This window comes from Pseudoxanthomonas mexicana (assembly GCF_014397415.1).
Lineage (GTDB): Bacteria > Pseudomonadota > Gammaproteobacteria > Xanthomonadales > Xanthomonadaceae > Pseudoxanthomonas_A > Pseudoxanthomonas_A mexicana.
In genome coordinates this window covers 3,576,147-3,601,980 of record NZ_CP060731.1, presented here as the reverse complement: position 1 = coordinate 3,601,980, position 25,834 = coordinate 3,576,147, and the positions used below count along the sequence as shown (strand labels likewise).

General features: G+C 68.5%; 22 protein-coding genes. 9 read left to right on the top strand and 13 right to left on the bottom strand.

Annotated elements, in window-relative coordinates; all coding sequences use genetic code 11:
* Positions 1-24: 24 nt before the first annotated feature.
* The 9 genes from bamA to IAE60_RS16815 all read right to left on the bottom strand — a co-directional run bounded on the left by bamA (position 25) and on the right by IAE60_RS16815 (position 9,603).
* Positions 25-2,505 carry an outer membrane protein assembly factor BamA gene (gene bamA / locus IAE60_RS16855; RefSeq protein WP_187573116.1) on the bottom strand — a complete coding sequence of 827 codons (2,481 nt, stop codon included), beginning with the start codon at positions 2,503-2,505 and terminating at the stop codon, positions 25-27.
* Positions 2,506-2,627: 122 nt separating this feature from the next.
* Positions 2,628-4,004: an RIP metalloprotease RseP gene (gene rseP, locus IAE60_RS16850; protein ID WP_187573115.1), complete on the bottom strand. Its 1,377-nt coding sequence runs from the start codon at positions 4,002-4,004 to the stop codon at positions 2,628-2,630.
* Between the two features lie 13 nt (positions 4,005-4,017).
* Complete coding sequence (locus IAE60_RS16845) at positions 4,018-5,205, bottom strand: 1-deoxy-D-xylulose-5-phosphate reductoisomerase (RefSeq protein WP_187573114.1); 1,188 nt, start codon at positions 5,203-5,205, stop codon at positions 4,018-4,020.
* Between the two features lie 2 nt (positions 5,206-5,207).
* Complete coding sequence (locus tag IAE60_RS16840; RefSeq protein ID WP_162109940.1) at positions 5,208-6,059, bottom strand: phosphatidate cytidylyltransferase; 852 nt, start codon at positions 6,057-6,059, stop codon at positions 5,208-5,210.
* Positions 6,056-6,814, bottom strand: a complete 759-nt coding sequence (uppS, locus tag IAE60_RS16835; protein WP_185896693.1) for a polyprenyl diphosphate synthase — start codon at positions 6,812-6,814, stop codon at positions 6,056-6,058. The genes IAE60_RS16840 and uppS overlap by 4 nt, the downstream gene beginning before the upstream one ends.
* A gap of 8 nt (positions 6,815-6,822) precedes the next feature.
* Positions 6,823-7,380, bottom strand: a complete 558-nt coding sequence (gene frr / locus IAE60_RS16830) for a ribosome recycling factor (protein ID WP_185896692.1) — start codon at positions 7,378-7,380, stop codon at positions 6,823-6,825.
* Positions 7,381-7,457: 77 nt separating this feature from the next.
* Complete coding sequence (locus IAE60_RS16825; protein WP_187573113.1) at positions 7,458-8,387, bottom strand: cation diffusion facilitator family transporter; 930 nt, start codon at positions 8,385-8,387, stop codon at positions 7,458-7,460.
* Between the two features lie 77 nt (positions 8,388-8,464).
* Positions 8,465-9,190 (bottom strand): UMP kinase, encoded by a 726-nt coding sequence (pyrH, locus tag IAE60_RS16820; protein WP_185896690.1) that lies wholly within the window; start codon positions 9,188-9,190, stop codon positions 8,465-8,467.
* Between the two features lie 53 nt (positions 9,191-9,243).
* Positions 9,244-9,603, bottom strand: coding sequence for a cupin domain-containing protein (locus tag IAE60_RS16815; protein ID WP_185896689.1), 360 nt, complete (start codon positions 9,601-9,603; stop codon positions 9,244-9,246).
* Positions 9,604-9,667: 64 nt separating this feature from the next.
* Here IAE60_RS16815 and IAE60_RS16810 point away from each other — a divergent pair, with 64 nt between their 5' ends.
* Entirely contained in the window at positions 9,668-10,363 is a 696-nt protein-coding gene (locus IAE60_RS16810) for an AIM24 family protein (RefSeq protein WP_185896688.1), read from the top strand.
* Positions 10,364-10,373: 10 nt separating this feature from the next.
* Here IAE60_RS16810 and IAE60_RS16805 read toward each other — a convergent pair whose 3' ends face one another.
* The 3 genes from IAE60_RS16805 to rpsB all read right to left on the bottom strand — a co-directional run bounded on the left by IAE60_RS16805 (position 10,374) and on the right by rpsB (position 13,956).
* Positions 10,374-11,867 carry a GGDEF domain-containing protein gene (locus IAE60_RS16805; RefSeq protein WP_187573112.1) on the bottom strand — a complete coding sequence of 498 codons (1,494 nt, stop codon included), beginning with the start codon at positions 11,865-11,867 and terminating at the stop codon, positions 10,374-10,376.
* Positions 11,868-12,076: 209 nt separating this feature from the next.
* A complete protein-coding gene (tsf, locus tag IAE60_RS16800) occupies positions 12,077-12,955 on the bottom strand; it encodes a translation elongation factor Ts (RefSeq protein ID WP_187573111.1) in 879 nt (292 codons plus the stop codon).
* A 197-nt stretch (positions 12,956-13,152) separates the two neighbouring features.
* Positions 13,153-13,956: a 30S ribosomal protein S2 gene (gene rpsB, locus IAE60_RS16795; RefSeq protein WP_162109932.1), complete on the bottom strand. Its 804-nt coding sequence runs from the start codon at positions 13,954-13,956 to the stop codon at positions 13,153-13,155.
* A gap of 319 nt (positions 13,957-14,275) precedes the next feature.
* Between rpsB and map the strand changes: the two genes are divergently transcribed.
* The 8 genes from map to IAE60_RS18875 all read left to right on the top strand — a co-directional run bounded on the left by map (position 14,276) and on the right by IAE60_RS18875 (position 23,314).
* Entirely contained in the window at positions 14,276-15,052 is a 777-nt protein-coding gene (gene map, locus IAE60_RS16790; protein WP_187573110.1) for a type I methionyl aminopeptidase, read from the top strand.
* Entirely contained in the window at positions 15,049-17,691 is a 2,643-nt protein-coding gene (gene glnD, locus IAE60_RS16785) for a [protein-PII] uridylyltransferase (RefSeq protein WP_187573109.1), read from the top strand. Before map ends, glnD begins: the two co-directional genes overlap by 4 nt.
* 22 nt (positions 17,692-17,713) lie before the next feature.
* Complete coding sequence (dapD, locus tag IAE60_RS16780) at positions 17,714-18,565, top strand: 2,3,4,5-tetrahydropyridine-2,6-dicarboxylate N-succinyltransferase (protein ID WP_187573108.1); 852 nt, start codon at positions 17,714-17,716, stop codon at positions 18,563-18,565.
* Positions 18,566-18,580: 15 nt separating this feature from the next.
* A complete protein-coding gene (locus IAE60_RS16775) occupies positions 18,581-19,447 on the top strand; it encodes a hypothetical protein (RefSeq protein ID WP_187573107.1) in 867 nt (288 codons plus the stop codon).
* Positions 19,448-19,483: 36 nt separating this feature from the next.
* The gene (locus tag IAE60_RS16770) at positions 19,484-19,846 is read left to right on the top strand and encodes an arsenate reductase (protein WP_185896683.1); all 363 of its coding nucleotides are present in this window, start codon (positions 19,484-19,486) and stop codon (positions 19,844-19,846) included.
* On the top strand, positions 19,843-20,985 hold the full coding sequence (gene dapE / locus IAE60_RS16765; RefSeq protein WP_187573106.1) for a succinyl-diaminopimelate desuccinylase: 1,143 nt from the start codon (positions 19,843-19,845) through the stop codon (positions 20,983-20,985). The genes IAE60_RS16770 and dapE overlap by 4 nt, the downstream gene beginning before the upstream one ends.
* A 257-nt stretch (positions 20,986-21,242) precedes the next feature.
* Positions 21,243-22,946, top strand: a complete 1,704-nt coding sequence (gene asnB / locus IAE60_RS16760) for an asparagine synthase B (protein WP_187573105.1) — start codon at positions 21,243-21,245, stop codon at positions 22,944-22,946.
* A 137-nt stretch (positions 22,947-23,083) separates the two neighbouring features.
* Entirely contained in the window at positions 23,084-23,314 is a 231-nt protein-coding gene (locus tag IAE60_RS18875; protein ID WP_244966601.1) for a nuclear transport factor 2-like protein, read from the top strand.
* Here IAE60_RS18875 and IAE60_RS16750 read toward each other — a convergent pair.
* On the bottom strand, positions 23,302-25,701 hold the full coding sequence (locus tag IAE60_RS16750; RefSeq protein WP_187573104.1) for a penicillin acylase family protein: 2,400 nt from the start codon (positions 25,699-25,701) through the stop codon (positions 23,302-23,304). The two genes, IAE60_RS18875 and IAE60_RS16750, sit on opposite strands and share 13 nt — an antisense overlap.
* Between the last annotated feature and the right edge of the window lie 133 nt (positions 25,702-25,834).

Here is a 25,834-nt window from a genome sequence, read left to right as displayed (position 1 = left end):
ACGCCGGATCGTGCACCGCAGCCGTCAGAACGCGCCGCCGAAGGTGAACTGCAGGCGCTCCAGCTCGTCGCCATCCTCCTTCTTCAGCGGGAAGGCGTAGCTGATCGAGATCGGTCCCACCGGCGCACGCCACAGCAGCGCGACGCCCGTGGAGGCGCGCAACTGGCCGGCGTCGAAGTTGTCCACGCCGTCGAACACGTTGCCGAAATCGAAGAACGCCGACACGCGCGCCGCGTTGGAGTCGAACAGCTTCGGGAAGATCAGTTCCACCGAGCCGGTGGTCTTCAGCGAACCGCCCAGCGGCTGGCCGCGGTAGCCGCTGATGACTTCCGAGCGCGGGCCCAGCGTGTTGTCGCGGAAGCCGCGGACCGAGCGGGTGCCGCCGGCGTAGAAGTTCTCGAAGAACGGCAGGCCGCTGGCGACCAGCGTCTTGTCGAGGGTACCCCCGTCCGCGCAGGTGCCGTCTGCAGCGGGTGCAGTCGTCGTCGCCTGACCGGGGATCTGCGGATCGGAGCCGTTCACGCGGCAGATGTAGCGGTAGATGTCCGAGCCGTAGCTGTCGCCGTAACCGATTTCGGCGCGGGTGTTGAGCACGAACGAGGGACTGAGCGACCAGTACTTGGAGAACTCGTAGTTGAGCTTGTAGTACTCGACGGTGGATCCGGGCAACGCGATCTCCGCCGAGATGCGCTGGTAGGTGCCGCCGGTGGGCATGAAGTAGTCGTTGCGCGTGTCGCGCGCCCAGCCCAGCTCGGTCCGCCAGGCATGGAACGTGCGCTGGCCGACCGCGTCGATGTAGTCGATGATCGACTGCGGCGTGGAGCCGCCGAAGGTCAGGATCTCGTTGCTGTCCACGCCGAACAGCAGCGACACGGTGTCGTTCTCGGTGATCGGCAGGCCCAGGATGCCCTGTGCCGCGGCGCTGGTGGTGGAGTACTGCGCGGTGTTGAAGTCCGAGTAGTCGAACTCGCGCCACCACAGGTTGTAGCCCAGCGACATGCCTTCGTCGGTGAAGAACGGGTTGGTGTACGAGAACGAATAGCGCTGCAGGTAGTCGCTGCGCTGCGCCTCGACGGCCACGCGGTTGCCGCCGCCCAGGAAGTTGTTCTGCGACAGCTGGATGGAGGTGGTCAGGCCGGACAGCTGCGAATAACCCAGGCCGAACACGAAGCTGCCCGAGGTGGTTTCCTTGACGTTGAACACCACGTCCACCTGGTCCGTCGTGCCGGGGACCGGCGTGGTCTCGACGTCGACGGTCTCGAAGTAGCCCAGGCGGCGCAGGCGCACGCGCGAGCGGTCCACCGCGACCTGCGAGAACCAGCTGCCCTCGAACTGGCGCATCTCGCGGCGCATCACCTCGTCGGAGGTGCGTGTGTTGCCGTTGAAGACGATCCGGCGCACGTTGACGCGCGGGCCCGGCACCACCTGCAGGTTGATGGCGACGGTGCGGTTCTCGCGGTCGATGGTCGGGATGGGATTCACCTGCGCGAACGCGTGGCCGATGTTGCCCAGCGTGGCGGTGATGGAGTCGGACGTCATTTCCAGCAGGATGCGCGAGAACGTCTGCTCGGGCTTGACGATCACCAGCTTCTCGATCTCCTCCTTCGGCAGCACCGTGTCGCCGGTGACCTTCACGTCGGAGATCTTGTACTGCTCGCCCTCGGTGATGCCGGCGGTGATGAACATGTCGCGCTTGTCGGGACTGATCGACACCTGGGTGGAGTCGATGCTGAAGTCCACGTAGCCGCGATCCAGGTACCAGGAATTCAGGCGCTCCATGTCGCCGGACAGCTTCTCCTTGGAGTACTGGTCGTCGCGACGGTACCAGGACAGCCAGCTGGTCTCCTTGGATTCCCAGTTCTCCAGCAGGTCCTCGGTTTCGAACTTCTCGGCGCCCACCACGTTGACGTGCCTGATCTTGGCCGCCTTGCCTTCCTTCACCGCGATGGTCACGTCCACGCGGTTGCGGTCCAGCGCACTGACCGTGGGGGTGATCTCGACGTTGTACTTGCCGCGGTTGTTGTACTGGCGCACCAGTTCCTGCATCACCCGGTCCAGGCTCAGGCGGTCGAATGTCTCGCCTTCGGCCAGGCCGATGTCCTTCAGGCCCGACAGCAGGTCCTCGGTCTTGATGTCCTTGTTGCCGGTCAGGGTCAGCTTGTTGATCGCCGGGCGCTCGGTGACGGTGACCACCAGGATGTCGCCCTGGCGGTCCAGCCTGACGTCCTCGAAGAAGCCGCGCTTGTACAGCTCGCGGATCGCTTCGGCCGCCTTCGCCGGCGTGACCACGTCGCCGCGCTCGATCGGCAGATAGGTCAGGACGGTGCCGGTGGAGATGCGCTGAAGGCCATCGATGCGGATGTCGGTGGCGGTGAACGGCGCAGTGGCCAGCGGCGCGGAGGCCACGGGTGCGGCAGCGGGTTCCGTCGTCTGGGCCAGTGCCGGCATGGCGATGGCCGAAGCCAGGGCGAGGGCAAGCAGGCGGCGGGAAGGCAGTCGCGTCATCATCACATCCGGTTGGGGTGGCTCCTGCAACGCAGGGGTGGACCGCAGGGCCGCGGTCCGGGGTGTCGCCAGGGAGGGGCAGGCCGCCTTGGAGCGTGCCGGCCCTAGGGGGTCCAGGGGCATCAGGTCACCAGACGCGTCATCAGACGCAGGATGTCGTTGTAGAACGCCAGTCCCATCAGGCCCGCCAGCGCGGCCAGGCCCACGTATTGTCCGGCCACCATGTGGCGTTCGCTCAAGGGGCTGCCCTTGACCAATTCGATAAGGTAATACAGCAGGTGGCCGCCGTCCAAGACGGGGATCGGCAGCAGGTTGATGATGGCTAGGCTCAGCGACATGGCGGCCAGGAACCACAGGAACCAGTCCAGCCCGCGTTTGGCCGACACATTGGCCACCTGGGCGATGGTGATGGGGCCGGACACGTTCTTCAGCGAGGCGTCGCCGGTCAGCATGCGACGGATCATGCCCAGCGAATCGGAGGTCAGCTTGCCGGTCTCGCGCAGCGCCGCGGGCACGGCCGCCAGCGGGCCGTAGTGCAGGGTGGCGTCGTACTCGGAGAGGCGGGTCTTTTCCGGTGCGGCCAGGCCAAGGGCCCAGTACTGGCCCTTGGCGCCGTCGGGGAGCGGGGTCAGGCGCGGCGCCAGTTCGAACGCCAGGCGCTCGCCGGCGCGGTCGACCTCGACCATCGCCATGCCGCCCCGCTTGCCCAGCGCGTCGACCTGGGCGGCGATGTCGCCGAAGCCGTGCACCGGCTGGCCGTCCACGGCCGTGACGATGTCGCCGGCCTGCAGCACGCCGTCCGCCGCCGAGCCCGGCGCGACCTTGCCGACGATGGCGGGGGTCACCCAGTGGCGCCAGACCAGCCCGCTCAGGGCGACGGCATTCTCCTGGTCGAAGCCCACCGGCAGCCGCGACAGCGGCAGGGTGCGGGTCGTGGTACCGCCGCTGGCCGTCTCCACTTCCACCGGCAGGTCGGCGCCATCGATGGCGGCCTTGGTCAGCACGATGGAGGCATCGGTCCAGGTATCGATCGTCCGGTCGCCGACCCGCAGGATGCGGTCGCCACGCTGGAAGCCCGCATCGGCCGCGATGCCCGACACGCTGCCCACGGTGGCCGAGTAGTCCTGCTTGCCGATCACGAACATCGCCCACAGCAGCGCCACGCACAGCACGATGTTGGCCAGCGGGCCAGCGGCCACCACGGCGATGCGCTGCCAGACGGACTTGCGGTTGAAGGCCTGGTCGCGCTGCGAGGCCGGAACCTCGCCCTCGGCTTCGTCCAGCATCTTCACGTAGCCGCCCAGCGGGATGGCGGCAAGGGCGAACTCGGTGCCATGGCGGTCGCGCCGCGACCACAGCGGCTTGCCGAAGCCCACCGAGAAGCGCAGCACCTTCACGCCGCAGCGGCGCGCCACCCAGTAGTGGCCGAATTCGTGGAAGGTGACCAGCACGCCCAGCGCCACGATCATCCACCAGATGGAGCCCAGCAGGTCGCTCATCGGATATCGGCGCTCATGGGGAGAGGTGGCCTGCGAGGTTGCGGTCGGTCAATCGGCGGGCCTGCGCGTCCGCCGCCAGCAGCGCGTCCAGCGAATCGGCCGGCGTCGCGGGCAGCGCGGCGAGGGCGTCCTCGACCAGCGCAGGGATGGATAGGAAACCGATGCGGCCCTGAAGAAAGGCTGAAACCGCGACTTCGTTCGCAGCATTCAGCACGGCCGGTGCGGTACCGCCCGCCGCCATCGCCTCCCAGGCCAGGCGCAGGCAGGGAAAGGCGTCGGTGTCGGGAGCTTCGAATTCCAGCCGCGGGTGCCGCAGCAGGTCCAGGCCGCCGACGCCCGAGGCGATGCGCTCGGGCCAGCCCAGGCCGACCGCCAGCGAGGTCCGCATGTCCGGCAGGCCGAGTTGTGCCAGCGTGGAGCCGTCGACGAATTCGACCAGCGAATGCACCAGGCTCTGCGGATGCACCAGCACGTCGAGCCGCTCGCGTCCCACGCCGAACAGATGGTGGGCTTCGATCAGTTCCAGCCCCTTGTTCATCAGGGTGGCCGAATCGACCGAGATCTTGGGGCCCATCGACCATTTGGGATGGGCCACGGCCTGTTCGCGCGTCACCTGCGCCAGCTCGTCGCGGCGGCGCCCGCGGAACGGACCACCCGAGGCGGTCAGCACGATACGGCTGACATCGCCCTGAGCCTGTCGTGAACGCAGGCACTGGAAGATGGCGTTGTGCTCGCTGTCGATCGGGATGATCTCGGCGCCCGATGCGTCCGCTGCGCGAGTCACCAGTTCGCCGGCCAGCACCAGCGATTCCTTGTTGGCCAGCAGCAGGCGCTTGCCGGCGCGTGCCGCTGCCAGGGTAGACGACAGGCCCGCGGCGCCGACGATGGCGGCCACGACGGTGTCGCACTCCGGACCGGAGACCAGCGCATCCAGGGCCGGCGTGCCTGCATGGGCCTGCGTGGGCAGGCCGGCGTCGGTCAGGCCATCGCGCAGTCGCAGGTACGATTCCTCGTCGGCGATCACGGCGTGATCCGGCCGGTGCGCCACGCACAGGGCGACAAGGGCATCGACGTTGTGGCCGGCGGCCAGCACGCGGGCGCGATAACGGCCGGGATGGCGCGCGATCACGTCCAGCGCGGATGCGCCGATCGAGCCGGTCGCGCCCAGGACGGCCACGTTGCGAAGTGCGTGCGTGGCCATGCTCAGAATCCGAAGACTTCCTTGCCCAACACGAAGATGGGCAGGGCCGCCAGCACGCCGTCGATGCGGTCCAGCACGCCGCCGTGCCCCGGTATGACGTCGCCGGAGTCCTTGGCGCCCACGTGCCGCTTGAGCAGGCTCTCGAACAGGTCGCCCACCACCGAGAACAGCACGGTGAAGATCGCCACCAGCAGCACGCCCGGCAATTGGGCCATGCCTGCACCGGCCAGCAGCGCGCCGACCGCGGCCACCAGCATGCCGGCCGCTAGGCCGCCCAGCAGGCCTTCCAGCGTCTTGTTGGGGCTGATGCGCGGGGCCAGTTTGCGCCCGGCGAACCAGCGGCCACCGAAGTGGCGGCCGGCGAAGTAGGCGCCGCTGTCGGCGGCCCACACGATGGCCAGCGCCACGAACAGCCAGATGTGGCCGTTCGGCTGCGAGGAGTGGATCAACCCCAGCGCGCACCACGCCGGTACGACGGCCAGCGTGCCCGCGGCCAGCTTGAACACGCGCGCCCAGGTCTCGTGGTCGGAGGCGAAATGGAAGAAGCGCAGCCACAGCAGCGCCAGCAGCCACCAGCCTGCGCCCACCAGCGCCATCAGCCGCAGCGGCACCAGGTCGGTGGACCCGCGCGACGCCCACACCAGCAGCACCATCAGCAGCAGGTTGGCGGTCAGCAGCACCGTGCGCTGCAGGGTGTCGTCGATCTCGGCCAGCTTGAACCATTCCCACAGGCCCACCAGGAACACCAGCGCCGCCAGCATCACCAGCCACGAGGTGGGCAGCAGCAGGATGGCGCCGATGGCGAAGGGCGCCATGACCAGCGCGGCGATGACACGGGTGCGGGTGGCGCTCATGCGGGTGAATCCTCGATGGCGCCGCCGGCCACCTGGGCACTGGTCAGGCCGAAGCGGCGCTCGCGCCGGGCGAAGTCGTCCAGCGCGCGCTGCAGCAGCGTCGCGTCCAGGTCGGGCCACAGCACGTCGGTGAACCAGAGTTCCGTGTACGCCAGCTGCCACAGCAGGAAGTTGCTGATGCGATGGTCGCCGCCGGTGCGGATGAACAGATCGGGCGGGGGCAGGTCGGCCAGCGCGACGTGCGCGCCCAGCGCCGCCTCGTCGATGTCCTCCGGCCGCAGGCGCCCGGCCGCCACTTCGGTCGCCAGCGCCCTGGCCGCGAACGCGATGTCCTGGCGGCCGCCGTAGCTGGCGGCGATGACCAGGTGCAGCCGGGTATTGCCGGCAGTCAGGGCTTCGGCCGCGTCCATGCGTGCGCGGATATCCGCCGAGAAGCGCGCACGGTCGCCGATGAAACGCACCCGCACCTGCCGCCGGTGGAGTTCCTCCACCTCGCGGTCCAGCGCGTTGAGGAACAGCTTCATCAGCGCGCCGACTTCCTCCTCCGGCCGTCCCCAGTTCTCGCTGGAGAAGGCGAACAGGGTCAGCGCGCCGATGCCGCGCTCCAGGCAGAAGTCGATGCAGACATTGACCGCGCGCGCGCCGGCGCGGTGGCCGATCACGCGCGGGCGACGCCGGCGCTCCGCCCACCGCCCGTTGCCGTCCATGATGACGGCCAGATGGCGGGGCACGGGTGGTGAGGCGGCAGGGGACATGGCAGTCCTCAGACCGCCATCAGTTCCTGTTCCTTGGCCTTGACCACATCGTCGACGTCCTTGATGGACTTGTCGGTCAGCTTCTGGATCTCCTCCTCGGCGCGACGCTCGTCGTCCTCGGTGATCTGCTTGTCCTTCAGCAGGTCCTTGATCTGCTGGTTGGCGTCGCGACGGATGTTGCGGATCGCCACCTTGGTGTCCTCGCCCTCGCCGTGCACCACCTTGGAGAGTTCCTTGCGGCGCTCCTCGGTCAGCGCGGGCAGGTTGAGCCGGATCGTGGTGCCGGCGGTGTTCGGGGTCAGGCCTAGGTCCGACGCCAGGATGGCCTTCTCGACCGCGCCCACGATCTGCTTCTCCCACGGGGTGATGGTCAACGAGCGCGAGTCGGAGATGGTGACGGTGGCGACCTGGCTGAGCGGCACGTCCGAACCGTAGTAGTTGACCTTCAGGTGCTCGACCAGGGCCGTGGAGGCGCGGCCCGTGCGGACCTTGACCAGCGTGTGGCGGAGCGCGTCGATGCTCTTGGCCATGCGCGCCTGCGCGTCTTTCTTGATGTCGTTGAGCATCGCCCTTTCCGTTGCAAAGCCTGTAAACGGCCGATTATAGGGCGATTCGGGGCTGTTGCCGACCGCCGCCGCACGGTTCAACGGGAATGATGCGGCGCCGCATCGTGCAGGTCGTGGCCGCAACCGGCGCCGCGCTCGATCTGCAGGGTGGCGTGGTTGATGCCGAAACGGTGGTTCAGGGCGTGCACGGTGGCGTCGATGAAGGCGTCGTGGTCGTCCTCGCGCGGCCGCACCAGGTGCGCGGTCAGGGCGATCTCGTTGGCGCCTAGCGACCAGATGTGCAGATGATGCACCGCCGCCACGCCCGGCTGGGCCCGCAGGAACGCGGCCACCTCGTCCGCGTCCACGCTGCCTGGCACGGCATCCATGGCGGCATCGAAGCTGTCGCGCAGCAGGCGCCACGACCCGACCGCCACCACCACCGCGATCAGCAGGGCGGTGGCCGGATCGAGCCAGGCCCAGCCCAGCGTGGCCATTCCCACCCCCGCCAGGACAGCAGCCAGCGAGACCGCGGCGTCGGCCATCAGGTGCAGGAAGGCCCCGCGCTTGTTGAGGTCGTGCGCATGCCCGTCCCGCACCAGCCAGGCGGCGCCCAGGTTGACCAGGATGCCCAGCGCGGCCACCACGATGACGGGCGTGGCGGGGATGTCCGGGGGCGCACTGAACCGGCGGAAGGCTTCCCAGCCCAGCGCGCCCGAGAACACCATCAGCAGTACCGCATTGGCGAGCGGGGACAGCAGGGTGGCGCGGCGCCAGCCGTAGGTATGCCGGCCGCGCGGGGGGCGACGGGCGATCGCCGCGGCGCTCCACGCCAGCGCCAGCCCCAGCACGTCGCCCAGGTTGTGCAGGGCGTCCGACAGCAGGGCCAGCGAATTGGTGTGGAAGCCATAACCCGCTTCGAGCGCGGTATAGGCCAGGTTGATCAGGGTGACCGAGGCGAACGCACGCGTTGCCGATGCATGCGGATGCGCATGCGCCGCGTGGCCGTGATCGTGTCCATGTCCCATGGTGGCGTAGGGTGCCGGCAGGCAGTGGCCGGACACTATTACAGCGAACGACAGGACATGCCCGTCATGCGCGCCGCTCAGCCGCGGCCTTTCACCAGCGTGCCCACGTGCTCGCCGCGCAGGATGCGCATCAGGTTGCCGGGCACGGACAGGTCGTAGATGCGCAGCGGCACGTCGCTGTCGCGGCACAGGGCGAAGGCGGCGGTGTCCATCACCTGCAGGTCGCGGGCGATGACTTCGTCGTAGGTCAGCTGGTCGTAGCGCTTGGCGTCGGCGTGCTTGCTGGGATCCTTGTCGTACACCCCGTCCACCTTGGTGGCCTTCAGCAGCAGGTCCGCGCCGATCTCGATCGCGCGCAGCGCGGCGCCCGAGTCGGTGGTGAAGAAGGGATTGCCCGTGCCGGCGGCGAAGATCGCGATGCGGCCCTTCTCCAGGTGGCGGATGGCGCGGCGGCGGATGTAGTCCTCGCACACGTCGTTGATCTTGATGGCGCTCATCACCCGGCACTTGGCGCCCAGCTTCTCCAGCGCGTCCTGCATGGCCAGGGCATTGATCACGGTGGCCAGCATGCCCATCTGGTCGCCGGTCACGCGGTCCATGCCGCCCGCCGCCAGGCCGGCACCACGGAAGATGTTGCCGCCCCCGATCACTAGGCCCACTTCCGCGCCCGCCTCGCGTGCCTCGATGATTTCGCGGGCGATGCGGGTGATCACGGTGGGATCGATGCCGTAATCCTCCGCCCCCATCAGCGCCTCGCCGGACAGTTTGAGCAGGATGCGGCGATAGGCGAGGGGAGCGGGCATGGGGGAGTCTCGGCGTGGGGGCAAACGCGCCAATTCTAGCCGAGCGCGGCGTTTCAGTCGCCGGGTTCGTAGATCGCGTACAGCTTGCGCGCCGGTTCCAGCACCTCCCAGACACCGCTGAAACCGGCGGGCACCACGAAGCTCTGGCCGGCCTCCAGCACCACGGCGTCCCCGCCCGCGTCGTCATGCAGGCGCACGCGTCCGCTGAGCAGGTGGCAGAACTCGTGCTCGGTGTACTGCACGCGCCAGGCGCCCACGCCGCCCTCCCACACCCCGCAGTGGAATCGCTCGTCCTGCGAGGAATACGCATTGGCGACAGCCTGGAGCGGCTGGCCGTGGACCAGGCGTTCGGCGGCGACCGGCGCGCGCGTGGCGTCATCCGGCATGTGCGGTACGGCAACGATGCGGGGCATGGCGGGGCCTCGGGTCGGGGCCGCTATCATGGCGCTCCCTTTCGGCAGCCATCAAGGAGCGGCCATGAGCGTGCGCACCCTGCAGGAATTCCTTGCCTCGACCCGTGAGAAGGACGCCGGCGCGGACGCGTTCGAACTGGAAAGCCCGCACCTGTTGGAGGTACGCCTGAACGGGCTGGTCTGGGCCAAGGCGGGGGCGATGGTCGCACGCAAGGGGGCGGTGAAGTTCACCCGCCAGGGCGTGCTGGAACAGGGGCTGGGCAACCTGTTGAAGAAGGCCGTCAGCGGCGAAGGCATGCAGCTGATGAAGGTCGAGGGGCAGGGCCGCGTGTACCTGGCCGATGCCGGCAAGAAGATCACGCTGCTGCGCCTGGCCGGCGAATCCATCTTCGTCAACGGCAACGACGTGCTGGCGGTGGAATCGGGCATCGAGAGCCGCATCACGATGATGCGCAAGGTGGCCGGCATGCTGTCGGGCGGCCTGTTCAACGTGCGGCTGAGCGGGCACGGCATCGTCGCCATCACCTCGCACTACGAGCCGCTGACGCTGCCGGTGAACGCGCAGACCGGCCCGGTGTTCACCGACCCCAATGCGACCGTGGCGTGGTCCGGTGGCCTGGCACCCGAGATCATCACCGACATCTCGCTGGGCACGCTGATGGGGCGCGGATCGGGCGAGAGCATCCAGCTGCGCTTCGCCGGCGAGGGCTGGGTGGTGGTGCAGCCGTACGAAGAGGTGGCGTTGCAGCCGCGACCGTAGCCGGCGCGCGTCAGCCGCCCATGGCGCCGACCGAGACGCGGTTGCGGCCTTCGCGCTTGGCGCCGTAAAGCGCCTCGTCCGCTGCGCGCAGCAGGTCGTCGACGTGGCGGAACTGCTCCAGCGCGCCCTGCGTGGCCAGGCCGGCGGAAAAGGTGATGTGCAGGGGCTGTCCGCCCACGTCGGCCATCGCCACCCCCGAGACCTCCGACAGGATGCGGCGCACGACCTGCGCGGCGGCTTCCTCGCCGATGCCGGGCAGCACCACCAGGAATTCCTCGCCGCCGTAGCGGGCGACGATGTCGCTGCTGCGCACGTGCCGCAGCAGCGCCTTGGCGAAGTTGCGCAGCACCTCGTCACCGACCAGATGGCCCCAGCGGTCGTTGACCTGCTTGAAGTCGTCCAGGTCGATGAAGGCGATCGACAGCGGCCAGCCATGGCGGGTGGCGGCATCGAATTCCTTCTCCAGCACCTCTTCCAGCTGGCTGCGGTTGTACACGCCGGTCAGCGGGTCGCGGCGGACTTCCTCGGCCAGGCGGCGCGCGCGATCCTCGTGTTCATCGGCTTCCTTGCGCGCACGCGCGGCTTCCTGGATCTCCCGCAGGTTGCGTACCACCAGCAGTTCGCGCGCCTGGTCCAGCAGGGCCTGGATGCGGGCGGGCGGCGCGGGTGGGACGTCGAACATCGCGCAGACTTCGGGCAGGGCGGACACCATCTCCTCGGTCAGCGCCAGGTAGGACGCATAGTCCAGGCCCAAGCGCGTCGCCGCCTGCATCGCGGCATCGCGATGGGCGTGTTCGCTGCGCGATGCGTCGGCACCGGCCAGCCAGATGTCGGCGACATGGCCGGATACGGCCACGCATGCGTTGAACGGGGTATCGGACGCGGGCGCTTCGCTTTCCAGGATCGCCTCGCGCAACAGCGCCGGCAGGTTCCATTGCCGTGCCAGCCAGCCGCCGACCGTCGCGTGGTCGCACCCCAGCCATTCGCGCTCGGCCGCCAGCAGCTCGGCGTTGTCGGCGGCGCGCTCGACCAGCCGCGCGTAGTCCTCTCCCAGCACTTCCAGCAGGGCCAGCATGCCGATGTCCTGCAGCAGGCCGGCCAGCATCAGTTCTTCCGCCTTGCGCAGGCCGGCATGCTGGCCGAGCAGCCGCGACGCCAGCGCCGCGGTCACGCTGCGGCGCCAGACGCGCTCGCGGGCCACCGGATGGCTGCCCTGGCCGCATTGCGCAAGGGAAAAGCCCAGCGCGAGGGTCAGGGTGGCGTTGAGGCCAAGTACGGTGAGCGCCTGAGACAGGTTCTCCACGCGGCGCCGGCTGGCGTACAGCGGCGAATTGGCGATGCGCAGCATGCGCGCGCTGAGCGCCGCGTCCAAGCCGATGGTGTCGGCGGCCGTGGCCATCACCACGTCCGGATCCTGCGCCAACTCGATGATGCGCAGCGCCACCCCGGGCGGGCTGGGCAGGTTGCGGCAGTTCAGCAACTGGGTTTCGAGTTCGGGACGCATCCGGGCGCGCGCTGGGCGTGAGAGAGTGGCCGGCAGCATGCCAGCAAAGCGTGACGAAGTGTCACCTTTGTAACCAGTTTCGGCGCCGCGCGCGCAAACTTTAGATGGCTGCGACGGACGGTCGCACGCGGCCTCCATACGCAGCCCGGAAACGGAAAAAGCCGCGGTTTCCCGCGGCTTTTCCGGTTCGCAGCAGATCGGCTTGCGGCTTACGCCAGGCCGGCCTGCTTCATCACTTCGGCGGCGTAGTCTTCCACCACCTTCTCGATGCCTTCGCCGACCACCAGGCGCTGGAAGCCGACCACGTCGGCGCCGGCGGCCTTGACCACCTGCTCGACCGACTTGTCGCTGTCCAGCACGTACGGCTGGCCGTACAGCGTGACCTCGTTGATGATCTTGTTGATCTTGCCGGAGATGATCTTCTCCAGGATGTCGGCCGGCTTGGCCTTGTCCTTGTCCGACATCTTGGCCAGCTCGATCTCCTTCTCCTTCGCCACGAACTCGGCCGGCACGTCGGCGGCCTTGTTGTGCGGGGGGTTCATCGCAGCGATGTGCATCGCCAGGCCGCGGGCCAGGTCGGCGTCGCCGCCCTTGACCTCGACCAGCACGCCGATCTTGCCGCCGTGCACGTAGGCCGCGACGTTGTTGGCGCTGTCGATGGCGACCAGGCGACGGATCTGCATGTTCTCGCCCAGCTTGGCGATGGCGGCGGCACGGGCTTCCTCGACGGTTTCGCCGGACGGCAGCTTGGCCGACTTCAGCGCCTCGACATCGGTAGCGCCGGCGGTCAGCGCGGCCTGGGCCACGGCGTCGGTGAAGGCGATGAAGTTGGCGTCCTTGGCGACGAAGTCGGTCTCGGAATTGATCTCGACCAGCACGGCCTTGCCGCCGTCCTGGGCCACGGCGATGCGGCCTTCGGCGGTGACGCGGTCGGCCTTCTTGTCGGCCTTGGCCAGGCCCGACTTGCGCAGCCACTCGGCGGCGGCGTCGATGTCGGCGTTGTTCTCGGTGAGCGCCTTCTTGCACTCCATCATGCCGGCGCCGGTGCGCTCGCGCAGTTCCTTGACCAGGGAAGCGGTGATTTCCACGGGATTACCTCTGTTTGGATTGGCAAAGCCCCTCTCCCGTCGGGAGAGGGGTTGGGGTGGGGGTCCGGTGGGATCGCGACGCCCTGAGCGTCAACGTGCTGCCCGTACCCTCATCCGCCCTTCGGGCACCTTCTCCCGACGGGAGAAGGAAGAACATGAGCCGCCGCGCAGCATGGCGCGGCGGCGTTGCAGCCGGATTACTCGGCGGCGGCTTCGTCGGACTTCTTGCCGGCGGCCTTCTTGGCCGGCGCGCGACGGGCGCCCTTGTCGTCGCCACCTTCGGCGAACTCTTCCTCGCGCACCACGGCGGCGTTCGGCGCAGCGGCCTTGCCTTCCAGCACGGCGTCGGCGGCGGCACGCGCGTACAGCTGCACGGCGCGGATGGCGTCGTCGTTGCCGGGGATGGCGTAGTCGACCAGGGCCGGGTCGTAGTTGGAGTCGACCACCGCGACCACCGGGATGCCGAGCTTCTTGGCTTCCTTGATGGCGATGTCTTCATGGCCGATGTCGATGACGAACAGGGCGTCCGGCAGGCGGTTCATTTCCTTGATGCCGCCCAGCGAGGCCAGCAGCTTCTCGCGCTCGCGGCGCAGGCCCAGCACTTCGTGCTTGACCAGCTTCTCGAACGTGCCGTCGGTTTCGGCGGCTTCCAGTTCCTTCAGGCGGGCGACCGACTTCTTCACGGTGGCGAAGTTGGTCAGCGTGCCGCCCAGCCAGCGCTGGGTCATGTACGGCATGCCGCAACGCTCGGCCTCTTCCTTCACGGCCTCGCGCGCGCTGCGCTTGGTGCCCAGGAACAGGATGGTGCCGCGCTTCTGGGCCACGCCCGAGATGAAGTTCATCGCGTCGTTGAACAGCGGAACGGTCTTCTCGAGGTTGATGATGTGGATCTTGCCGCGGGCACCGAAGATGTACGGCGCCATCTTGGGGTTCCAGTAGCGGGTCTGGTGGCCGAAATGGACGCCGGCTTCCAGCATCTGGCGCATGGTGACTTGGGGCATTGCAGTAACTCCATCGAAGGGGAACCCACCGTCCGGTTCAAGGGAGGACGGCGCCGGTGAGGGCGGGGTTCCGGGGTTGGGCCTCCCTGCGGCTTCCGTGTCCGAACCCTTCAGCGAAGGGCACCCCGGCACGGGTTGGGGCAGCAGGTGTGGATTCGTCGGTGTCGCCCGACGTGGGCGGTCCGGCCGGGCAGACCCGGGCGCGAAGCCGCGGGAGTATAGCGGGGCAGGGCGGGGCGCGGCAAATCAAGGCCTGCCTGAACCGGCGCGCGGTGGCCTGGACGTTCAGCCCGGCAACCAAATGGGGGATAATCGGCCAATGGCCATCCAGCTGAAAACCCCCCAAGACCTCGCCCAGATGCGCATCGCCGGCCGCCTTGCCGCCGAGGTGCTGCAGGTGGTCGCCCCGCACGTGAAGCCGGGCGTGACCACCGCCGAACTGGACCGCATCTGCCACGACCACATCGTCAACGTGCAGAAAGCCATTCCGGCCAACGTGGGCTACAAGGGCTTCCCGGCGACCGTCTGCACGTCGGTCAACAACGTCATCTGCCATGGCATTCCCAGCGAAGGGAAGGTGCTCAAGGACGGCGACATCCTCAATATCGACGTCACCGTCATCAAGGACGGCTGGCACGGCGACACCAGCCGCATGTACATCGTCGGCACACCGTCGGTGATGGCGAAGCGGCTGGTGGACGTCACCCGCGAGGCCATGTTCCGCGGCATCCGCGCGGTGAAGCCGGGGGCGACCCTGGGCGATGTCGGCCACGCGATCCAGCAGTACGCCGAAAGCGAGCGCTTCAGCGTGGTGCGCGAGTACTGCGGCCACGGCATCGGCAAGGTCTACCACGACGAACCCCAGGTACTGCACTACGGGCGCCCGGGCGAGGGCGTGGTGCTGAAGCCCGGCATGACCTTCACCATCGAGCCGATGATCAATGAAGGCGCGCGCCACACCCGCGTGCTGCCCGACGGCTGGACCGTGGTCACCAAGGACCGCAAGCTGTCCGCGCAGTGGGAGCACACCGTGGCGGTGACCGAGGACGGCGTCGAGATCCTGACCCGCGTGCCGGGCGACGACAACGACCTGTGAGCAGCCCGCCAGCCGCGAACGGACATGCGACGCGGCTTCCGGACATCGGCCCGGACGTCGCCGATGACCCGGCTTGGGCGGCGGCGGCGCGCGCCTCGCTGGCCCACACCGATGCCCGGCTGGACAAGCGCTTCGACCAGGACGACGGCATGGACCGCATCCTCGCGCTGCGTGCGCGGGCGGTCGACCACCTGCTGAAGGACGCCTGGCTGCGGTGCATTCCGGCGGAGGCGCCGATGGCGCTGTTCGCCGTGGGGGGGTATGGGCGCGGCGAACTGTTTCCCCAGTCCGACGTGGACGTGCTGGTGCTGGCCTCGGCCGACACCCAGCAGCGCCACCACGAGGCGGTGGCGCGTTTCTTCGCCATGTTGTGGGATGCCGGGCTGCCGATCAGCCACAGCGTACGCTCGGCGGCCCAGTGCACGGCCGCGGCTGCGGCCGACCAGACGGTGCTGACCGCGCTGATCGAAGAGCGCCTGATCGTCGGCGAGCCGGTGGACGAAGCCCTGCTGATCGACGCCATCGGCGCTGCGCGCGTATGGCCGCCGCGCGACTTCTTCGTCGCCAAGCGCGAGGAACTGCGCATCCGCCATGCCCGCTTCGGCGACACCTCCGACAACCTGGAGCCCAACATCAAGGACGGCCCCGGCGGCCTGCGCGACCTGCACACGCTGGGCTGGATGGCGCTTCGCACCTTCGGCGTGCGCGACCTGGAGCCGCTGGTGGGCATGGGCCATCTGGGCCAGGACGAAGCGGTCGCGCTGGCACGCGAGCGCCGCGCGCTGGGCCGCCTGCGCTACGGCCTGCACCGCGTCGCGGGGCGCGCGGAAGAACGCCTGCGCTTCGACTACCAGAAGACGCTGGCCCAGCGGCTGGGCTTCGCCGACGACGCCGAAAGCCTGGGCGTCGAGAAGATGATGCAGGGGTTCTACCGCAGCGCCGCCATCGTGCGCCGGATCAGCGATCGCCTGCTGCAGCGCTTCGAGGAACAGTTCGATGGCGAGGCGCTGCCCGAGCCGCTGGACGACCGCTTCGCCCTGCGCCGCGGTTACCTGGCCGCGCGCGATCCCGCCTGGCCGGGGAACGATGCCGGCCAGGTGTTCGCCCTGTTCGCCGCATGGGCGGCCCATCCGCAGGTACGCGGCCTGCATTCGCGCACGGCGCGCGCGCTGGCCGAGGCGCTGCCCAATCTGTCGGCCTATTCCGGGGCCGCGCGCGCGCAGCGCGATGCCTTCATGGCGCTGCTGCGCGGACCGCGCGCGGTGGAAACGCTCACCCGCATGGCGCGGCTCGGCGTGCTGGGGCAGTGGATCCCGGCGTTCGCGCGGGTGTCGGGGCGGATGCAGTTCGACCTCTTCCACGTCTACACGGTCGACCAGCACACCCTGATGGTGCTGCGGAACATCGCCGCCTTCGCGGCCGGCCGCGCGGACGAGCGCTTCTCGATCGCGCACGAAGTCTGGCCGCGCCTGCGCAAGCCGGAGCTGCTGCTGCTGGCCGGGCTGTTCCACGATATCGCCAAGGGCCGCGGCGGGGACCATTCCGAACTCGGTGCGGTCGACGCGCGTGAGTTCTGTGCAGCGCATGCGCTCAGCGAATCCGACGCCGCCCTGGTGGCCTGGCTGGTGGAGCAGCACCTGCGCATGTCGGTGACCGCACAGAAGCAGGACATTGCCGATCCCGAGGTCATCCACCGTTTCGCAACGCTGGTCGGCGACCGCGAACGGCTGGATTACCTGTACCTGTTGACCTGCGCCGACATCGCCGGCACCAGCCCGAAGCTCTGGAATGCGTGGAAGGATCGGCTGCTGGCCGACCTCTACTTCGCCGCACGCCGCGTACTGCGCGAAGGACTGGAAAATCCCGTCGCGGTGGACGAGCGCCTGGCGGAGGCGCGCGGCAGCGTGCGCGCGCTGCTGGAAGTACAGGGCATGACGGCCGTGCAGGCCGATGCATTGTTCGCGGCGATGCCGGAAGAGAGCTTCCTGCGTTTCCGTCCGGAACAGCTGGCCTGGCAGGCGCAGGCCATTCGTGGCGCCACCCCAGGCGAGACGCGCGTGCGTGCGCGGCGGATCGCGGACGACGCCGATGCGATGGAAGTCTTCGTGCATTCGCCCGACCGCGACGGCCTGTTCGCCGCCATCCTCGCCACCCTGGACCGCATGGGCTTCGCCATCCACCAGGCGCGCGTGCTGGTCGGCCCGCAGGGCGCGGTCTTCGATACGTTCGAGGTGCTGCCGGCGGATGCCTATGCGACGCGCGATCCGGCCGACATCGAACACGGGCTGGGCCAGGCCCTCGCGCGTCCGCTGGAGGGCGTGCGTACTTCGCGGCGCGCGGTCCCGCGCCAGCTCAAGCATTTCCGGTTCGCACCGCGCATCGAGTTCGGCATCACGCCGGATGGCCGTCGCACGATCCTGGGCCTGGTCGCGCCGGACCGTCCCGGGCTGCTGTCCGACGTGGCGCAGGTGCTGCGCCAGCAGGGACTGCGCGTGCACGATGCGCGTATCGCCACGTTCGGCGAACGCGCCGAGGACGTGTTCCAGATCACCGACGAGCACGACCAGCCCCTGACCGACACCGACACCCAGGCCGCACTGCGCGATGCGCTGCGCGCCGGCCTGGATACCCCCACCTGAGCACATCCCTGCAGGACCTTCGATGACCCGCAAAGCCACCAAGACCGAAGAACTCAAGTCCACCATCGAGAGCGCCTTCGAGCGCCGTGCCGAACTGACGTCGATCGAGATCGAGGGTTCCACCCGTACCGCCGTCGAACTCGCCATCGAGGGTCTGGAGAGCGGGAAACTGCGCGTGGCCGAACCCGACGGCAAGGGTGGCTGGAAGGTCAACGAGTGGCTGAAGAAGGCCGTGCTGCTGTACTTCCGCGTCAACGAGATGGAGCTGGTCGAAGCCTATCCGGCGCCGTTCTGGGACAAGGTGGAGGCGCGCTTCGGTGCGTTCGACGAGAACGACTTCCGCAAGCTGGGCGTGCGTGTCGTGCCGGGCGCCATCGCGCGCCGTGGCACGTACTTCGGCAAGGACGTGGTGCTGATGCCCAGCTTCGTCAACATCGGCGCCTACGTCGGCGAGGGCACGATGGTGGATACCTGGGCGACGGTGGGCTCGTGCGCGCAGGTCGGCAAGCACTGCCACCTGTCCGGCGGCGCCGGCATCGGCGGCGTGCTGGAACCGCTGCAGGCCAGCCCGACGATCATCGAGGACCACTGTTTCATCGGTGCGCGGTCGGAGGTGGTCGAAGGCGTGGTGGTCGGCCACCACAGCGTGATCGGCATGGGCGTCTTCATCGGCCAGTCCACGCGCATCTACAACCGCATGACCAAGGAAATCACCTATGGCTACGTGCCGCCGGGCAGCGTCGTGGTCTCCGGCTCGCTGCCGGCCGCCGACGGGTCGCACTCGCTGTACTGCGCAGTGATCGTCAAGCAGGTCGACGAGAAGACGCGCAGCAAGACCAGCGTCAACGAACTGCTGCGCGGATTGGCGGACTGACCTGCCGTTAGCCGCATGGATGCTGGCACGCCACTGGACCGGGCATCCCGCTACCTCCATCCGGTAGCGGGCGCGTGGGGACGCTTTGTCGAGCGGCTCGTCGGCTTCTCGGCTTGGCGGCAATTGCGTCGCTGGATCGCTGCGCGCTGGCCCATGCCTGCACTGGTCAGCGATGTGGTGGATGTCGCCTACATGAGCTGGTGGGTCGACATCCAGGCGCTGCCTGTACCGCCTGCCGGCTATCACTACCCCTCCTGGGAGGGACGCACGCCCTTCACGATCCTCAGTTATCGGCATGGACATTTCGGTCCCGCGCTTGCGGGGCCGTTTCGCCGTTTGTTCCCGTCTCCGTTGCAGAGCAACTGGCGGTGCTACGTGCTGCGTGAAGACGATTCGAATGACGCTGCGCCCACCGTGCTGTTCCTGCGCAATGTCATGGACAGCCTGCCCCATGTCGTGGGCGCGCGCCTTTTCAGTGACGCGATGCAGCCCCAACTTGCACACTCCATGCAGCATCGTTGCGACCACGCCATCGTGTCGACGCGCATCGCGCCGGGAGACGGTGGTGCGCCCGCGCTCCTCGCAGAGCTGGGCGTTGGCGACCCATGGCCTCCCGATGCTTCCTGGGTGGCAAGTTTCGGAAGTCGTGACGCGGCGGTCCGCTTCCTTGCCTGCCAGGATGCTGCGGTATCCATCGCGCCTGACGGAGCCACTGCCTTCACGGTGATTGCGTTGCCCGTTGATCTGTCCACCGTGGTTCCCCTGACCCTGCGGAGCCTTCATTGTCCGATGCTCGAGCAGGTGGGAGCGGATCCTGCGGATGCGCTCTGCTTCCTTCTACCAAGGGTTCCCTTCGGCGTGGTATCCGAGCGCCTGCTGTAACATTGCTGATCGCTCTCGTTCCGTCCACGTAACGCCATGACAACCACTCTTTACGGTCTAAAGAACTGCGACACCTGCAAGAAGGCGACGAAGTGGCTGGACCGCTTCGGCGTCGCCTACACCTTTGTCGACTACCGCGACAACCGGCAGTCGCCCGAGACGCTGAAGGACTGGGCGGAAAAGGCAGGCGGGTGGGACGCGCTGATCAACAAGTCGTCGACGACCTGGCGGCAAATGCCGGAGAACCGCAAGTCGCCGGGGTCGGATGCGGAGTGGAAGCTGCTGCTGAAGGAGTATCCGCAGCTGATCCGTCGCCCCGTGGTCGTCACCGGTGAAGGCGGCTTTTCACAGGGCTTCAGCGACAATGGTTTCAAGAAGATGTTCGGAGCCGGCGCGTGAGCGATGTCGTCGAACTGTCCTGCGAACTGATCCGCCGCCACTCGGTGACGCCGGACGACGCCGGCTGCCAGCAGGTCCTGGCGACCCGTCTGTCGCAATGGGGATTCCGCTGCGAACACCTGCGCTTCGGCGAGACCGACAACCTCTGGGCCACGCATGGCAGCGGGTCGCCGGTGCTGGTGCTGCTGGGCCATACGGACGTGGTGCCGCCGGGGCCGTTGGACGCGTGGACCAGTGATCCGTTCGTGCCCACCGTCCGCGATGGCGTGCTCTACGGGCGCGGTACCGCCGACATGAAGTGCAGTGTGGCCGCGTGCACGATCGCGCTGGAGCGCTTCGTCGATGCGCACCCGGATCATCCGGGCACGGTCGCGCTGCTGGTGACCTCGGACGAGGAGGGTCCCGCCCACGACGGCGTGAAGCAGGTCGCGGCACTGTTCCGCGAGCGCGGCCAGCGCATCGACTGGTGCATCACGGGCGAGCCGTCGTCCAAGGAAGCACTGGGCGACCTGTTGCGCGTCGGCCGTCGTGGCACCCTGACCGGTACCTTGAGCGTGCACGGCGTGCAGGGCCATGTCGCCTATCCGCACAAGGCGCTCAATCCCATCCACAAGGCGTTGCCCGCGCTGGACGAACTGGCCGCGCGCCAGTGGGACGAAGGCTACGAGACCTTCCCGCCGACCAGCCTGCAGATCTCCAACATCCACGCCGGCACCGGCGCCAGCAACGTCATCCCGGGCGAACTGCAGGTGGTGTTCAACCTGCGCTTCAATCCCAGCTGGACAGCGGAGAAGCTGGAACAGGAGATCGAGGGCATCCTCCGCCGCCATGGGGTCGACTACAGCATCCAGTGGCTGCGCGGCGGCGAGCCCTTCTACACGCCGGAAGGCCACCTGCGGGCCACGGCGCGCGCGGTGCTCGGCGAGTTCTCCGGTGCGCCGCCGGAAGAGAGCACGGCCGGCGGCACGTCCGATGCGCGCTTCATTGCACCGCTGGGTGCGGAGTGCATCGAAGTCGGGCCGGTCAATGCCAGCATCCACAAGGTCGATGAGCACGTCCGGGTGTCCGACCTGCAGGCGCTGCCGGGCCTGTACCAGGCCTTGGTGGAGCGGCTGATGCTGACCCGGCCCGCCATCTGAGGAGCGCAGGCGATGCGCTTTCCTTACGGATGAAACAGTTGCGCGGTCCTGTCGGGACCGGTTACGGTCGCCCCATGCCCTGCCGCACCGCCATCAATAACAACCGCAACAACCTGCGCCCGAACAACGGGACGCGGGCGATGCGGCTCTGCGACTAGGCAAAGAAAGACCTGCCGGATACCAGAAACCCGCATCGCGAGATGCGGGTTTCTTCGTTTCCGGCTCCCGTCACCGACCCCACCCAGGAGTTTCCATCCATGTGTTCCATCTTCGGCATCTTCGGGCTGCAGCCCGGCGACGACATTGCGGCCCTGCGACGGCAGGCGCTGGAGCTGTCCCAGAAGCAGCGCCACCGCGGGCCAGACTGGAGCGGCGTGTACCACGACGAGGGCGCCATCCTCGTGCACGAGCGGCTGGCCATCGTCGACCCGGCTGGCGGTTCGCAACCCCTGCGCTCGGCCGACGGCGAACTGGTCCTGGCCGTCAATGGCGAGATCTACAACCATCGCGAACTGAAGGTGGAACTGGTGCAGCACTATGCCTTCCAGACCGGTTCGGACTGCGAAGTCATCAACGCGCTGTATCGCGAAGACGATCCTGCGTCGTTCCTCAACCGCCTCAATGGCATCTTCGCGTTCGCTCTATGGGACAAGGCGAAGGGACGCGCACTGATCGCACGCGATCCCATCGGCGTCTGCCCGCTGTACTGGGGGCACGACCGCGAGGGCCGTCTGTGCGTGGCCTCCGAAATGAAGGCGCTGGCGCCGATCTGCGCCGACGTGGCGCAGTTCCCGCCGGGCCACTACTACGACACCGCCACGCGTGCGCTGGTGAAGTACTACCAGAAGCCCTGGCGCGACTACGCGGCCGTCGAAGGCGTGCAGGTGTCGAAGGACGAACTGCGCGAGGCGTTCGAACGCGCCGTGCACCGGCAGCTGATGACCGACGTGCCCTACGGCGTGCTGCTGTCCGGCGGGCTGGACTCCTCGCTGGTCGCGGCCGTGGCTGCGCGCTACGCACGCCATCGCGTCGAGGACGACGACACCACGGAAGCGTGGTGGCCGCGGCTGCACTCCTTCGCCATCGGCCTGGAGGGCTCGCCCGACTTGGCGGCCGCCGAAGTCGCGGCGAAGGCGCTGGGCACCGTGCACCATGGCTTCACCTACACCTTCCAGGAAGGGCTCGACGCGATTCCGGAGGTGATCCGGCACATCGAGACCTACGACGTCACCACCATCCGCGCGTCCACGCCGATGTATCTGCTGGCGCGGCGGATCAAGGCGATGGGCGTGAAGATGGTGCTGTCGGGCGAGGGCAGCGACGAGATCTTCGGCGGTTACCTGTACTTCCACAAGGCGCCGAACGCGCGCGAATTCCACGAGGAACTGGTGCGCAAGCTGGACGCGCTGCACAACTACGACTGCCTGCGCGCCAACAAGTCGATGATGGCGTGGGGCGTGGAGCCGCGCGTGCCGTTCCTCGACGTGGAGTTCCTCGACGTGGCGATGAAGATGGACGCGGCGTACAAGATGATCGACAAGACGGGCGATGGCGCACGGCGCATGGAGAAGGGCGTGCTGCGCGAGGCCTTCGACGGCTACCTGCCGGAGTCGATCCTGTGGCGGCAGAAGGAGCAGTTCAGCGATGGCGTGGGCTATGGCTGGATCGACGGGTTGAAAGCGCATGCCGAGGCGCAGGTCAGCGACCGCGAACTGGCGGCGGCCGACAAGCGCTTCCCGGTCAACCCGCCGCAGACCAAGGAAGCCTACTTCTACCGCACGCTGTTCGAACAGCACTACCCGGGCCAGGCCTGCGCCGAGACGGTGCCGGGCGGCAAATCGATCGCGTGTTCCTCGCCCGCCGCCATCGCCTGGGACGCCAGCTTCGCGAAGATGGCCGATCCGTCGGGCCGCGCTGTCGCGGGCGTGCATGCGTCCGCGCTGCCGGCGACGACGACATGACGCCGGCCGCGGTCGTCGTTGCGAGAAGGGTCCGCTGCTTCAATGCGGCGGACGTCGACGGCCTGGCGCGTTGTATGCGGAAGACGCCGTCAATCACCAGGTGGTGAACCGATCCGCTGCACGGCCGCGAGGCGATCATGAGCCTGTTCCGCACCGAATGCGCGCGCGCGACGATGGTGTGCGAGGTGGAACAGATCCTCGAGGACGGCGAGTGGGCCGTCATGGACTGGCGTGATCCGCTTGGACTGCGGGGCTGCGGCTTCTTCCAGGTACGCGACGGCCGCATCGTGTTCCAGCGCGGCTATTTCGACCAGATCTGCTTCTTCCGCCAGCAAGGGCTGGCGGTGCCGGATCGTTATCTGGGTTGAGCGTTGGCGGGCCGCAGCGTGAGCGTGTGGGTCGCTTCGCCCGGCAGGAAGGGTGTCGGCCGGCCGTGTACCCAATCATCATGGCCGGCGCCCCAGAACGGCGACATCGGGTGGCCGCTCTGGCCGCCCGGCATGTGGATGATGCCGTCGGCCTCGTGCCCCGGCGACACCACCATGCGCTCGGACGCACCGAAAGCCGGCCCCTGCACGCGAGGCATGGCGCCATCGCCGGCGAGCGCTTCGCCCGGCATGCAGAGCCGGGGCTTCAGGAAGGCGGGCAGGGCGTCGGCGAGCGGGTGGCAGATCCTGGCCGTGTTGCGCTCGCCCCAGCGGCGCTCGGCCAGCGGTCCCTGGTCGGCCAGGTCGTCGCGCACTTCCTTCGCTGCGTCTTCCAGCAGTGCGTCCCAGCTCTCGTAGCGGCGCGAGAGCAGATGGGCGGGACGCTGTTCGAGCAACGGCCATACCACGCCTTCCAGCTGCGGCAGGTCGGGCATGACGAAGTCGTCGCCCAGCGCCGCCTGTGCGGGCGCCGTCAGGCCGTCGGCGATGCGCGCGTGCACGGCCAGGCGCCAGGCGCGGACCAGGCGATAGCTGACCGAATCGACGCCCGCGCGCCCTTCCCAGGTCTTGCCGGCCTCGGCGATGGCCTTCATGGCGGATGCTGCCGGCCGCGTCTTCGCTTCGTCCTGCAACAGCCGCCACCAGCGCTCCAGGAACAGCGCACGGTCGTCCAGTTGGATGGCCAGCAGGTCCTGCTCGGTGAAGCGATCCTTCGCCATCAGGCCATCGCGGATCTGCTTCGCGCGCGCACCCAGCGCATAGCCGCCGTCGCCGACGCGCGCCAGCGCATCGCCTTCGATCACGCGCGCGTTGGCGGTCCAGAGACGGTGGTTCTCCGGCGACGTGAGCACCGGCGAGAGCTGATAGGACAGGTCCCAGGGCGTGCAGGATGCGGCCGTGTCGTCGTCGGGCGACACGCCGACTGCCCGGTCGAGTGCGTGCGCGCACGCGCCCGCGCGCGATGGCAACGGACCGAGGATGCGCCACGCGATGCGGCCATTGCGATCCGCGACGACCAGGTTCTGTGCAGGCGTCGCGGTGCGTTGGGCCACGGCGAGGGCGGCGGACAGGTCGCCGGCTCGTGCCAGGTCCGACAGGCCGAAGTTCAGTGCGCCCGGCAACTGCGCCACCCAGCGCAGCGCCAGTGCGGGACGGTCCCCCTTCGCAGGATGGACGATCGGGCCGTGCCGGGTATCGAATACCTCGAACGGCACGTCTTCGCCACCGGCGACCCTGATCGTCTCGGCATGGCGCGTAACGGGCTCGCAGCCCGCGCTGATGTGGCCTTCGCACGGGACCACCGGATACCAGTCGGCGGTGTCCGCGTAGCTGTTGGTGAAGCCCCAGGCGACGCGTCCGTTGCTGCCCACGATGATCGCGGGCAGGCCGGGCAGGCTGAAGCCGGAGACGTCGACCTGGCCGCCCGGCGCATGCGGGTCGGGATAGCGCAGGCGCACGCGGAACCAGATGCCCGGCGCGCGCAGTCCCAGGTGCATGTCGTCGGCGACGATGGCACGGCCATCGGCCGTCAATGCGCCGGCGACCGCCCAGTTGTTGCTGCCCGGCGTGCCCTTGTCGGCCAGGCGCTGGTGGGAATCCGTCTTCGGCATCGGCAGCGTGCGCAGGTCCACCTGGCCGGCGTCCGGCAGCGTGGCGTTGCCGCGCGGCTCGCCATAGAGGGGCGCGTCCCATTCGGTGCCATCGTGCGCGAGCAAATCGTAGAGGCCTTGCGGCACGTGTCGGCGGATCTGCCACAGGCCCAGCTCGCGCACGTTCTGCGCATCCTGCAGGTCGAAATACATCGCATAGCCCGTCAGCGCCGAATCCAGCACGTCCCAGCGACGCGGCTCCTGTCGCAGCAGCAGGTAGGGCCAAGGCTTGGCGCGCAGGTTGCCGAGACCGGCGTTGACGCCGTCGGCATAGGCCTGCAGCTGGGGCATGCGGTTGCCCGCGAACGCGTCGAGGTTGGCCGACACGCGCGCGCGGATCCGGTGCACGCGGCGGTCCTTGTCCAGGCCGACGGCGATGGGGCCGAACAGCTCGGCCAGCTCGCCCGCCGAGCTGCGGCGCATCAGGTCCATCTCGAAGTAGCGTTCCTGCGCGTGCACGTAGCCCAGTGCACGGACGGCATCGGATTCGCTGGCCGCATCGATGGTGACCACGCCCAGGGCGTCGCGCTGCATGCTGACGGGCGCCGACAGTCCCGCCAGGTCCGACTCGCCTTCCAACTGCGCCAGGCTTCCGCGCAGCATCCACCATGCGATCAGGAGCACCAGTACGACCAGGGCCAACAGCAGCAGCGCGATGCGCCGGGTCCACTTCAGCATTGCGGGTCCTGAGGCTAGGGGCGGGCGCGGCGATTATTCCACGGAAGCGATGACGGTCCACGCCGCGGTGCGACGACGAACGCGACTGATTCCGATTCGGCCGCCGGCCGGCGGGATCGGGCATCCTGTGCGC

Excerpts from the sequence above, each read along its gene's own strand:
- bamA (WP_187573116.1), bottom strand. The coding sequence starts at position 2,505 with ATGACGCGACTGCCTTCCCGCCGCCTGCTTGCCCTCGCCCTGGCTTCG.
- rseP (WP_187573115.1), bottom strand. The coding sequence starts at position 4,004 with ATGAGCGACCTGCTGGGCTCCATCTGGTGGATGATCGTGGCGCTGGGC.
- IAE60_RS16845 (WP_187573114.1), bottom strand. The coding sequence starts at position 5,205 with ATGGCCACGCACGCACTTCGCAACGTGGCCGTCCTGGGCGCGACCGGC.
- IAE60_RS16840 (WP_162109940.1), bottom strand. The coding sequence starts at position 6,059 with ATGAGCGCCACCCGCACCCGTGTCATCGCCGCGCTGGTCATGGCGCCC.
- uppS (WP_185896693.1), bottom strand. The coding sequence starts at position 6,814 with ATGTCCCCTGCCGCCTCACCACCCGTGCCCCGCCATCTGGCCGTCATC.
- frr (WP_185896692.1), bottom strand. The coding sequence starts at position 7,380 with ATGCTCAACGACATCAAGAAAGACGCGCAGGCGCGCATGGCCAAGAGC.
- IAE60_RS16825 (WP_187573113.1), bottom strand. The coding sequence starts at position 8,387 with ATGGGACATGGACACGATCACGGCCACGCGGCGCATGCGCATCCGCAT.
- pyrH (WP_185896690.1), bottom strand. The coding sequence starts at position 9,190 with ATGCCCGCTCCCCTCGCCTATCGCCGCATCCTGCTCAAACTGTCCGGC.
- IAE60_RS16815 (WP_185896689.1), bottom strand. The coding sequence starts at position 9,603 with ATGCCCCGCATCGTTGCCGTACCGCACATGCCGGATGACGCCACGCGC.
- IAE60_RS16810 (WP_185896688.1), top strand. The coding sequence starts at position 9,668 with ATGAGCGTGCGCACCCTGCAGGAATTCCTTGCCTCGACCCGTGAGAAG.
- IAE60_RS16805 (WP_187573112.1), bottom strand. The coding sequence starts at position 11,867 with ATGCGTCCCGAACTCGAAACCCAGTTGCTGAACTGCCGCAACCTGCCC.
- rpsB (WP_162109932.1), bottom strand. The coding sequence starts at position 13,956 with ATGCCCCAAGTCACCATGCGCCAGATGCTGGAAGCCGGCGTCCATTTC.
- map (WP_187573110.1), top strand. The coding sequence starts at position 14,276 with ATGGCCATCCAGCTGAAAACCCCCCAAGACCTCGCCCAGATGCGCATC.
- dapD (WP_187573108.1), top strand. The coding sequence starts at position 17,714 with ATGACCCGCAAAGCCACCAAGACCGAAGAACTCAAGTCCACCATCGAG.
- IAE60_RS16775 (WP_187573107.1), top strand. The coding sequence starts at position 18,581 with ATGGATGCTGGCACGCCACTGGACCGGGCATCCCGCTACCTCCATCCG.
- IAE60_RS16770 (WP_185896683.1), top strand. The coding sequence starts at position 19,484 with ATGACAACCACTCTTTACGGTCTAAAGAACTGCGACACCTGCAAGAAG.
- asnB (WP_187573105.1), top strand. The coding sequence starts at position 21,243 with ATGTGTTCCATCTTCGGCATCTTCGGGCTGCAGCCCGGCGACGACATT.
- IAE60_RS18875 (WP_244966601.1), top strand. The coding sequence starts at position 23,084 with ATGAGCCTGTTCCGCACCGAATGCGCGCGCGCGACGATGGTGTGCGAG.
- IAE60_RS16750 (WP_187573104.1), bottom strand. The coding sequence starts at position 25,701 with ATGCTGAAGTGGACCCGGCGCATCGCGCTGCTGCTGTTGGCCCTGGTC.